Raw genomic sequence first — 10,183 nt, 5'->3', positions numbered from 1 at the left:
AGGCGCCCGCGACCCGTCCGGCGCCGCGTCGACCTTCGATCCCTATCTCTTCCGCGTTGTCCGTTTCACCTTATGGCAAGCGTTTCTGTCGACACTATTGTCGGTCGTGCCGGCGCTGTTCGTTGCACGGGCGCTGTCGCGGCATCCGCGGTTCTTTGGCCGCGGCCTGATCCTGCAGCTGTTTGCCGTGCCGCTGGCGCTGCCGGCCATCGTCGCCGCACTCGGCATTCTGGCCCTCTATGGCCGTGCCGGCTATTTCGCCGGCGTGCTCTCCGCGATTGGCGGTCAGGGCTGGCCGGGCATATACGGCCTGTCCGGCATTCTCGTCGCCCATGTCTTCTTCAATCTGCCGCTGGCCACGCGGCTGTTCCTTGAAGCGCTGGGGACAGTGCCGGCCGACCAGTGGCGGCTGGCGAGCCAGCTCGGCATGGGCGCCGGACCCGCCTTCCGGCTGATCGAATGGCCGACGCTGCGCGCGGCACTGCCGGGGGTCGCCGGGCTTGTCTTCATGTTATGCATCACGTCCTTCACCATCGTGCTCACGCTGGGCGGCGGGCCGCGCGCGACGACGCTGGAGGTCGCCATCTACCAGGCGCTGCGTTTCGATTTCGATCCTGCCCGCGCCGTGACGCTGACGCTGTTGCAGATCGCCTTAACTTTCGTCGTGGTGCTGGCGTTGATGCGGCTCGGCGCCAACACCGTCGGCGACGCCAACCTGCCGGTGGCGCAGCGCCGGTATCTTTCGGCGGGCACGGCGGAGACCGTGCTGAACGTTATAGTGATCGTTCTAGCTTTGCTGTTCGTCGTCGGGCCAATGGCGGCCACGGTGACGGCAGGCCTTGGCGCCGATCTCGGCCGGCTGGCGGGCGAGAGCGCAGTGCGGCTAGCGACGCTGACCAGCGCCGTGCTCGCCTTGCTGGCGGCGCTGCTTTCAGTGACGCTGTCGCTGTCGCTCGTCATGGCACGACGGGCGCTGGTCTTGAGGCGTCGCGTCGGCGTCAAGACGCTGCTCGAACATGCCGCCGATACCGGCGCCGGCTTCGTCCTCGTCGTGCCGCCCATCGTCATCGGTGCCGGCTGGTTCCTGCTCCTGCGTACCGTCAGCGATGTCTTTGCAATTGCCCCTGTCATGGTCGTCGCCGTCAATGCGGTAATGGCGATGCCGTTTGCCGTCCGCGCTATTCGCCCCGGCTATGATGCGGCGAGCGAACGCCACGAACGGCTCTGTTTGCTGCTTGGCATTTCGGGCTGGAACCGGTTCCGGCTGATCGACTGGCCGTCGCTGCGGCGGCCGCTCGCCACCGGTTTCGCCTTTGCCATGGCTTTGTCGCTCGGTGATCTCGGCGTTATTGCCCTGTTTGGCAGCGACTCCCTGCAGACGCTGCCTTATCTCTTGCTGGCGCGCATGGGCAGCTACCGCACGATGGATGCCGCAGGCCTGGCGTTGCTGCTCGGCCTAGTCTGTCTCGCGCTTGTCCTGGCCGCGGACCGGCTGGGGCGGGGAGAAAAGACATGACGCTCAACAGTACGGAAAACGGCACGGCTGTGCGGCTGGAAAAGGTCTCGTTCAGCTATGGCGAAGCGCCGTTTTTGTTCGATGTCGAGTTCGCCGCCTCGAAGATCACCGCGATCATGGGGCCGAGCGGCTCGGGAAAATCGACGCTGCTCAATCTGGTGGCCGGCTTCGAGACGCCGCGATCGGGCCACGTGCTGATCGGTGGCGCCGATGTCGGCGCCAAACCGCCTTCGGCACGACCAGTATCGATGGTGTTCCAGGAGAACAATCTCTTTGCCCATCTTTCGGTCGAACGAAATGTCGGCCTTGGCCGCTCGCCGTCGCTCAGGCTGGCTGAGGCCGACCACGTGGCAATCGCCGGGGCACTCAAGCGCGTCGGCCTTGCCGGCAAGGAACAGCGCCTGCCGCGCGAACTCTCCGGCGGCGAGCGGCAGCGTGTCGCGCTCGCCCGCGTCCTGGTGCGCGACCGGCCGGTGCTTTTGCTCGACGAGCCGTTCGCCTCGCTCGGGCCGGCCTTGCGCGACGACATGCTCGACCTGGTGGCCGGCGTCCATGCGGAGCGGCGCATGACGGTGCTGTTCGTCACGCATCAGCCGGAAGACGCCCACCGTATCGGCCAGGACATGGTATTCCTGGACAATGGCGTGGTAGCCGCGACGGGCGCTGTCGCCGATTTTTTCACCAAGGCTGGACCGTTAGCCTTCCGGCGTTATATCGGTGCAGGTCCGTTTAGCCAGGGATCACGAGATGTTGCCCGGAAGCGGACATAATTTACGGCCAAACCGGCTTCAGGCGATGTGGCGTTTGCTTGCCTTGGTCAAAGTAGTGTGGCTAGGTCCTCCGATACTGGTCCGGCACAGGCTGTGATTTGCCACTACGGTGCAGCGCGTGCTCGTGGGCGCGAAGGACACTGTGGCAGTTTGATTTTTGCGCATGATCCTTTCTGAAAATCGATGCCCGATTTTCGGGGTCATGTGCCGAGACCCGAAAGGAAGCTGTTCTGCCGACCGGCACCGACAGAGTGAGAAGGAAACCGCTGGCGCGCTTCCTCGCGCTGGCCGGCTTTGCAATGGCGCTGGCAAGCTGCCAGATGTTCACGCCCCCGGACGTTCAGGAATCCGGCTTCCAGCCTTCCAGCAAACCGATCACAGTCGACAATGTCGCCGCCAACAGCAAACTCGCCGAAATGGCGAAGGCGCAGCATCCGCGTATCCTCGCCACCTATGGCGGTGAATATTCCGATCCCAAGCTCGAGCGCATGGTCGCCAAGGTCGTCGGCCGCCTGACCGTGGTGTCGGCCAACCCGACCCAAACCTACCGCATCACCATCCTCAATTCGCCCAACGTCAACGCTTTCGCATTGCCGGGCGGCTATCTCTACATCACACGCGGCCTATTGGCGCTGGCCAACGATTCGGCCGAGCTCGCCGCGGTCATTGCGCATGAGATGGGCCACGTCACTGCAAACCACGGCTTGCAGCGCCAGCAACTCGAGGCCGAGGAGGGGTTTGCAACCAAGGTCGTCTCGGATGTGCTCGGCGACAGCCCGACCGCCAAGGCGGCACTGATCCGCGGCAAGCTGCGGCTTGCCCAGTTCTCGCGCAATCAGGAGCTGGAGGCCGACGGCATCGGCATCAAGTCGATCGGCGAGGCGGGCTTCGATCCCTTTGCCGCCGGCCGCTTTCTGCAGTCCATGTCGGCCTACACCGATTTCCGCTCGATCAGCGGCGCCACCGATGCCAGCCTCGACTTCCTGGCGACGCATCCCAACACGCCGCAGCGCATCGATCTGGCGCAGCGCCATGCCCGCCAGTTCGGCGCGCCTGGCGTCGGCACGCGCGACCGTGACGCCTTCCTCGCCGGCATAGACGGCCTGCTCTATGGCGACACGCCGGAGGAAGGCTATGTGCGTGGCGAAACCTTCCTGCATCCGGGGCTCGGCGTGTCGTTCTCGGTGCCCGGCGGCTTCATCATCGACAACTCGGCGGCGGCGGTGACGGCGACCGGGCCGGGCGACATAGCGATCCGCTTCGACGGCGTTTCAATCGACAAGAGCCGCCCGCTGACCGACTACATCCGCAGCGGCTGGGTGGCTGGTCTCGACGAAAGCAGCGTGCGCCAGGAAACGATCAACGGCAACGAGGCGGCGACGGCGCATGCCAGCGCCGAGGGCTGGCAGTTCGACATCGCGGTGATCCGCGCCGGTGGCCAGGTCTACCGGCTGTTGACCGCGGCACCCTCCGCCAGCACCTCGCTGGACACCGTGGCGCGCTCGGTCAGCGGCTCCTTCCGTGTCCTGAGCGCGGCCGAGAAAGCGGCACTGAAGCCGCTGCATATCCGCGTCGTCACGGTGCAGCCCGGACAGACCATGGGTTCGCTCGCCGCGCAGATGGTCGGCGTCGACCGCAAGCTCGACCTGTTCAGGGTGCTCAATGCGATGTCGCCCGGTGCTGCCGTTTCGGCCGGCGATAAGGTCAAGATCATCACCGACAGATAGGGTGCGTCGATATTCAGGTGATGCCGGCCTGCAAACGGCAGTTTCCTTCGCTTCCGGTGCTCACGTACTTTAAGTACGCTCCCCCTCCGGTTCTCGGAACCACCGTCTTCGGCTCGGCCTGATCTGAATCTCAACACACCCTAGGCGGCTGTCGCCAGAAACTCGGGATTCTGCTTCACCAGCGCTACTTTGAGCTTTTCCATGGCGCGTGCCTCGATCTGGCGGACGCGCTCCTTGGAGATGCCGAGCGCCTCGCCGAGCGCTTCGAGCGTTGCGCCCTCGTCGCTCAGCCGGCGCTCCTCGATGATCCTGAGCTCGCGGGCATTGAGCGCGCCGAGCGCCGTTTTCAGCCAGAGAGAGCGGCGTTCGACATCGATCGTGTCACCCACGACCTCGTCTGGCAAAGGATCGTCCGAAACCAGGAAATCCATCCGCTCGGTGGCGCCTGCATCGTCGGCGAGCGGCTGGTTGAGTGAGCTGTCCGGTGCCGAAAGGCGAGAATCCATCATCGCCACGTCGGCCTCGGAGACGCCGAGCGCCACCGACACCTCGCGGTAGAGCGAGGTATTCGAGATCGGCTCGGCGCCGTTCGCCAGGCGGGCGCGCAGGCGCCGCAAATTGAAGAACAGCGCCTTTTGCGCCGAACTGGTGCCGCCGCGCACGATCGACCAGTTGCGCAGGATGTAGTCCTGCATCGATGCGCGGATCCACCATGTCGCATAGGTCGAAAACCGCACCTCGCGTTCGGGTTCGAAGCGGGCCGCCGCCTCCAGCAGGCCGACATGGCCTTCCTGGACCAGGTCGCCCAGGGGCAGGCCATAGTGGCGGAACTTCGAGGCCATGGAAATGACCAGCCGCATATGTGCCATGGCGATCTGGTGCAGCGCGTGCTGGTCGTTGTCTTCCTTCCAGCGCAGCGCGAGAAGATGCTCCTCATCGCGCTCGAGATAGGGGGCTTTCATCGCCGCGCGGACCATGGTTCGCCCTGCCGTACCTTCCATCATGCCACGCTCCCTGTTCCGGGCGTTGCGGTGCGATCGCTCGACCCTGAGCTGGCATCGTGGTTGAATTGGCGACGCCGCGCCCTACAACAGCCAAGAACGTGCCACCCGGGTGAATGGTTCCGCCGCGGATGTCGCGTGGATTGCACTGTCGAAAGCTCGTTGCGGCGGTCGCTGCGCGGTCGGTTGGCGTGACGGGATGTGAATTTGAGAATTGGATTTCGAAAGCATATCATTTTTGAAATCTGGTTCCTTAATTTGCCAGCCTGCATCTGTCAGTTTCCGGCGCTGACAAATGCGCCGGACACCGGCCAAGGACGGGATCACAGAAAAATGAAATGGCTTAAATCGCTTATCGCCGCCGCAACTTTGCAGGTTCTGGCCGTCACATCAGGCCATGCCGGCGCCAATCTCGATCAGATCAAGCAGGCCGGCGTCTTTAAGGTCGGCACGGAAGGCACCTATGCTCCCTTCACCTATCATGATGCCTCGGGCGCATTGGTCGGCTTCGATGTCGAGATCGCCCAGGCGATCGCCAAGCGCCTCGGCGTCAAGGCCGAATTCCTCGAAGGCAAATGGGACGGGCTGATCGCCGGCCTCGACGCCAAGCGCTATGACGCCGTTATCAATCAGGTCGGCATCACCGAGGAGCGCAAGGCCAAGTATGATTTCTCCGATCCCTATATCGCTTCCAAAGCTGTGCTGATCGTGCGCGGCGACAATACCGACATCAAGAGCTTTGCCGACCTCAAGGGCAAGAAGGCAGCGCAGTCGCTGACCTCGAATTTCGGCAAGCTCGCCGAAACGAACGGCGCCGAGCTCGTCGGCACCGACGGTTTCGACCAGTCGATCCAGCTGCTTCTTACCGGCCGCGCCGACGCCACCATCAACGACAGCCTGTCCTTCCTCGATTTCAAGAAGCACAAGCCCGATGCCAATGTGAAGATCGCCGCGCAGGAAGAAAACGCCGACTATTCCGGCGTCATCGTGCGTAAGGGCGACCCGGAACTGGTCGCCGCCATCAATCAGGCACTGGCCGATATCAAGGCCGACGGCACCTACCAGAAGATCGCCGACACCTATTTCGGCCAGGACGTCTCGAAATAAGCGCATTTCACGGAGCGGGCCGATTGCCGGGCCCGCATGGCAAGTATCGCGGCGAGCCGTCTTTGACGGCCGCCGCTTTTTGCGTGATATGACGACCGCATGGTCGCGCCTCGATGCCGCCGTGTCGGTTTTTGCGCGGCAATCTCGCAAGGAGGGTTTTCGTGCCGCACTGGCTGCAATTGATGCTGGACTCGTTGCCCACGCTGCTGTGGGCGGCGCTGATCTTCACCGTGCCTCTGACGCTGCTGTCGTTCGCATTCGGCCTCTTCGTAGGACTGGTTGCGGCGCTTGTCCGGCTGTTCGGTCCGAAGCCGCTGATCGCCGTGGTTCGCTTCTATGTCTGGATCTTCCGCGGCACGCCACTTCTGGTGCAGCTGTTCCTGATCTTCTACGGCCTGCCTTCGGTCGGCATCCTGCTCGACGCTTTTTCAGCCGCATTGATCGGCTTCACGCTCAACATCGGCGCCTACACATCGGAAATCATCCGCGCCGTCATAGGCTCGGTGCCGAAGGGGCAGTGGGAGGCGGCCTATTCGATCGGCATGACCTGGAGCCAGGCGATGCGGCGCACCATACTGCCGCAGGCCGGCCGCGTCGCGGTGCCGCCGCTCTCCAACACGTTCATCTCGCTGGTCAAGGATACATCGCTGGCCGCCGCCATCACCGTGCCGGAGATGTTCCAGGCGGCGCAGCGGATCGTTGCCACCACTTATGAGCCGCTGATCCTCTATATCGAGGCGGCGGCTCTCTATCTGGCGCTGAGCTCCGTGCTGTCGGCGTTGCAGACGCGCTTGGAAAAGCGGCTCAACCGCTATGGCGGCTTCCTGGAGGCACGCTCATGATCGGCCTCACCGACATCGAGAAACGCTTCGGCGACAATCTCGTGCTGAAGGGCGTGACCGTCACCATCGAAGAAGGCAGCGTCACCGCACTTGTCGGTCCCTCGGGCGGCGGGAAAAGCACGCTGCTGCGCTGCATCAACCTGCTCGAGATCCCGACTTCGGGCACGGTGCGCATCGGCGACGACGCGCTCGAATTCCACCCCGGCGGCAAGGTTTCCGGCAGGGCGATCCAGCGCCTTCGGCTACAGACGGGGATGGTGTTCCAGAATTTCCAGCTGTTCCCACATCGCACCGCGATCGAGAATGTCATGGAGGGGCTGGTGACGGTGCTGAAATGGCCGACGGCGAGGGCGCGCGATCGGGCGCTCGCTCTGCTCGAAAAGGTCGGCATGGTGCACAAGGCCGATGCCTGGCCGGCGACGCTGTCAGGCGGCCAGCAGCAACGCGTGGCGATCGCCCGGGCGCTGGCGCCGTCGCCGAAGGTGCTGCTGTGCGACGAGCCGACCTCGGCGCTCGACCCGGAATTGGCGCAGGAAGTGGTCGACGTGCTCAGCCAGCTCGCCCGCGAGGGCACCACCATGGTGATGGCGACGCATGACCTGCGCCTCGCCTCCAAGATCGCGCGGGAGGTGGTGTTCCTCGACGCCGGCGCCATCGTCGAGAAAGGCCCCGCCGCTGTTCTGTTCAGCAATCCGGAGCGCCAGCGAACCAAGCGATTCATCGCGACGCTGAAGCAGGAGGCGGAGAAGGAAGGCGGCGGCGGCGATTAATGCATGTTGCCCCAAGTGCGTAGCGGTTTTGGTATGCCGATATGCAAAAAAACCCGGCGCAAGGCCGGGTTTTTCTGAATTCGAGGGTGAGAAGCGCTCAGGCAGCTTCTTCCTGCTCGGCTTCTTCGTTGTCGGCCTTGGCGCCGCGCTTCGGACCCTTGTTGAGGTTCACCTCGATGAGGCGCACCGCTTCGGTTTCCGACATGCGATTGACGGCCGCGATCTCGCGCGCCATGCGGTCGAGTGCCGCCTCATAAAGCTGGCGCTCGGAATAGGACTGCTCCGGCTGGTTGTCGGCGCGATAGAGGTCGCGCACCACTTCCGAGATCGAGATCAGGTCGCCGGAATTGATCTTCGCGTCATATTCCTGAGCGCGGCGCGACCACATGGTGCGCTTGACGCGGGCGCGGCCCTGCACGACCTTCAGCGCGCGCTCGACATAATCCTCTTCCGACAGCTTGCGCATGCCGATGGAGGTCGCCTTGGCAACCGGCACCTTCAGGCGCATCTTGTCCTTCTGGAAGTCGATGACGAACAGTTCCAGCTTGTGGCCCGCAACTTCCTGCTCGTCGATCGAGACGATCTGGCCGACGCCATGCGCCGGATAGACGATGTACTCGCCGGTCTTGAAACCGTGACGCGCTGCGCTGGACTTCTTCTGCGGGGTGATAGTTGCCATTACGCCATGAACTCCTTGGTGTGGTGCCGGCATTCTGCCGGCCGAACTCGCGCAATCGGGTAACCGATCGTTAGCCGCGCAACGGTGAACCCACCGGAAAAGCCGAGGCCGGCAAACCGCACAATTTGCGATCGCCTGCCCCAGATCACTCTGGTCCGGATTGAGAAATTCACCTTTCAGTGATTTGGGGCGTTTGCGCCATAAATCGACGTTGTGTCACCGGCATGTTTGGTTGATGTAGCACAAAAAGTCGGAAGAATCAAGGTTTTGCTGCACGCGCGAAGGCCGTGCGTCATCGCCGCCTGTCAAGGCGGTTAATGTGCCGTGCCTATTACGCTGCGTTATGCTGGCTGAATCAGCGGTCTTGTCAGTCGCCTTCGCCGGGCTCGGCGGAGAAATATTTCTCAAACTTGCCGGCCTCGCCATCGAAGGATTTGGCGTCGGCCGGAGGCTCCTTCTTAGCGGTGATGTTGGGCCATTTATCAGCGTATTCGGTGTTGATCTGCAGCCATTTGTCGAGGCCCGGCTCGGTGTCCGGCTTGATCGCGTCGGCCGGGCATTCCGGTTCGCAGACGCCGCAGTCGATGCACTCGTCAGGATGGATGACGAGCATGTTCTCGCCTTCGTAGAAACAGTCGACCGGACAGACCTCGATGCAGTCCATGTATTTGCATTTTATGCAATTGTCGGTCACGACATAGGTCATCAGTCGGCTCCGGGACGTCCCGTTTTTTGTTGGGCTTTTTTGGTCAGGTAACGCCTTTATCCGCCGCTTGCAAGGGCGGCCATTGCGCGCGACACCGGTGTTCCGGAATGGAATTCCAGAGGGGCGATGCGGCTAAGCCCGGTTATGCGTCAGTCGTCGTCGAACAACCGGTCGGTCTCCCGGCGTTCCTTCTTGGTCGGGCGGCCGCTGCCGGCATCGCGCAGCGCGGGAATCGCATCGGGAACGGCCTCTCCCTTTGGCACCGGCGGTGGCGACAAATCCTCGTAGAGCAGGCGCGCTTCCTCTGCGGGGCCGCGCCGGCTCCCCGTGCCGAGCACCTTCCAGATGAAGATGCGCCGCTCAAGAGTGATGGTCAAGACGTCGCCGACCCGGACCAGATCGGAGGCCTGCGCTGCTTTGTCGCGATTGATGCGGATGCGTCCGGCCACCACCAGCTTGGCTGCCAGCGAGCGCGATTTCACCGCACGCGAAAAGAACAACCATTTGTCGATGCGCTGGCGGGCATCAATGACCATCGGAGCGAGCGGATTTACTTCTTTAGCTGGTCGCGCAACGCGGCGAGCTTGGCGAAGGGCGAATCCGGGTCGAAGCGCACCGGACGCTCCTCGCGAGGCTTCGGCTGGAACGCGGGCTTTCCACTTGGCGCGCCACCCTTGCCGTCCTGCCTGCCGCCCTTCCAGTCAGGCCGGCCTTCGCGACGATCGGAACGCTCGCCCTGCGGCTTGCCATCGCGCCGCTCTCCCGCCTCGCCCTGGGCCTTGGGCTTGAATTTGCTGCGGTCGAAGCGCGGCTTGCCGGCGCCGTCGCGGCGTCCTTCATGGGGGGGCCGGCTGCCTGGTGCGCCGGTCGGTTGTCCGCCGGTCGCATCTGCCGGCGCGTCGCCACGGCCATCGCGCGCGGCTTGTCCGTTGCGCGGGCGATTGTCCCTATCACGGGGCCGGTTGTCATGGTGGCGGTGGCGCGGGCGCTGGTCGAAGCGGCCCTGTCGCCACAACAGGATGGGTTTTGGTTCCTCGGCCTCTGCCTGGACCTCTGGAGCGGCCT

10 protein-coding genes and 1 pseudogene are annotated in these 10,183 nt (G+C 63.7%); 6 read left to right on the top strand and 5 right to left on the bottom strand.

Annotated elements, in window-relative coordinates; all coding sequences use genetic code 11:
• From thiP to E5W87_RS29815, 3 genes are all read left to right on the top strand, one after another.
• On the top strand, positions 1-1,516 hold a 1,516-nt coding region (thiP, locus tag E5W87_RS29825; protein WP_292405792.1), incomplete at its 5' end, for a thiamine/thiamine pyrophosphate ABC transporter permease.
• Positions 1,513-2,286, top strand: a complete 774-nt coding sequence (gene thiQ / locus E5W87_RS29820; protein ID WP_292405790.1) for a thiamine ABC transporter ATP-binding protein — start codon at positions 1,513-1,515, stop codon at positions 2,284-2,286. The genes thiP and thiQ, both read left to right, overlap by 4 nt.
• 299 nt (positions 2,287-2,585) lie before the next feature.
• Positions 2,586-4,013, top strand: coding sequence for a M48 family metalloprotease (locus E5W87_RS29815; RefSeq protein WP_292405795.1), 1,428 nt, complete (start codon positions 2,586-2,588; stop codon positions 4,011-4,013).
• A gap of 140 nt (positions 4,014-4,153) precedes the next feature.
• On the opposite strand, the gene E5W87_RS29810 is transcribed toward E5W87_RS29815, so the two are convergent.
• On the bottom strand, positions 4,154-5,017 hold the full coding sequence (locus E5W87_RS29810) for an RNA polymerase factor sigma-32 (protein WP_292405787.1): 864 nt from the start codon (positions 5,015-5,017) through the stop codon (positions 4,154-4,156).
• A gap of 330 nt (positions 5,018-5,347) precedes the next feature.
• Here E5W87_RS29810 and E5W87_RS29805 point away from each other — a divergent pair, with 330 nt between their 5' ends.
• The 3 genes from E5W87_RS29805 (at position 5,348) to E5W87_RS29795 (ending at position 7,733) form a co-directional block, all read left to right on the top strand.
• Complete coding sequence (locus tag E5W87_RS29805; RefSeq protein ID WP_292405784.1) at positions 5,348-6,121, top strand: amino acid ABC transporter substrate-binding protein; 774 nt, start codon at positions 5,348-5,350, stop codon at positions 6,119-6,121.
• Between the two features lie 161 nt (positions 6,122-6,282).
• A complete protein-coding gene (locus E5W87_RS29800) occupies positions 6,283-6,963 on the top strand; it encodes an amino acid ABC transporter permease (RefSeq protein ID WP_292405780.1) in 681 nt (226 codons plus the stop codon).
• Positions 6,960-7,733, top strand: a complete 774-nt coding sequence (locus tag E5W87_RS29795) for an amino acid ABC transporter ATP-binding protein (RefSeq protein ID WP_292405778.1) — start codon at positions 6,960-6,962, stop codon at positions 7,731-7,733. The genes E5W87_RS29800 and E5W87_RS29795 overlap by 4 nt, the downstream gene beginning before the upstream one ends.
• A 97-nt stretch (positions 7,734-7,830) precedes the next feature.
• Here E5W87_RS29795 and E5W87_RS29790 read toward each other — a convergent pair whose 3' ends face one another.
• The 4 genes and pseudogenes from E5W87_RS29790 to E5W87_RS29775 form a co-directional block, all read right to left on the bottom strand.
• Positions 7,831-8,412, bottom strand: a complete 582-nt coding sequence (locus E5W87_RS29790) for a CarD family transcriptional regulator (RefSeq protein WP_111544498.1) — start codon at positions 8,410-8,412, stop codon at positions 7,831-7,833.
• Positions 8,413-8,779: 367 nt separating this feature from the next.
• Positions 8,780-9,118 (bottom strand): ferredoxin FdxA, encoded by a 339-nt coding sequence (gene fdxA, locus E5W87_RS29785; protein WP_095487362.1) that lies wholly within the window; start codon positions 9,116-9,118, stop codon positions 8,780-8,782.
• Positions 9,119-9,267: 149 nt separating this feature from the next.
• On the bottom strand, positions 9,268-9,654 hold the full coding sequence (locus E5W87_RS29780; protein WP_292405775.1) for an RNA-binding S4 domain-containing protein: 387 nt from the start codon (positions 9,652-9,654) through the stop codon (positions 9,268-9,270).
• A 14-nt stretch (positions 9,655-9,668) separates the two neighbouring features.
• Positions 9,669-10,183: pseudogene (locus E5W87_RS29775) on the bottom strand (helicase); the annotation flags it as partial.

It is taken from the genome of Mesorhizobium sp. (assembly GCF_004962925.1).
GTDB lineage: Bacteria > Pseudomonadota > Alphaproteobacteria > Rhizobiales > Rhizobiaceae > Mesorhizobium.
The sequence above is the reverse complement of the archived record's forward strand: the minus strand, read 5'-3'. Positions and strand labels throughout refer to the sequence as shown.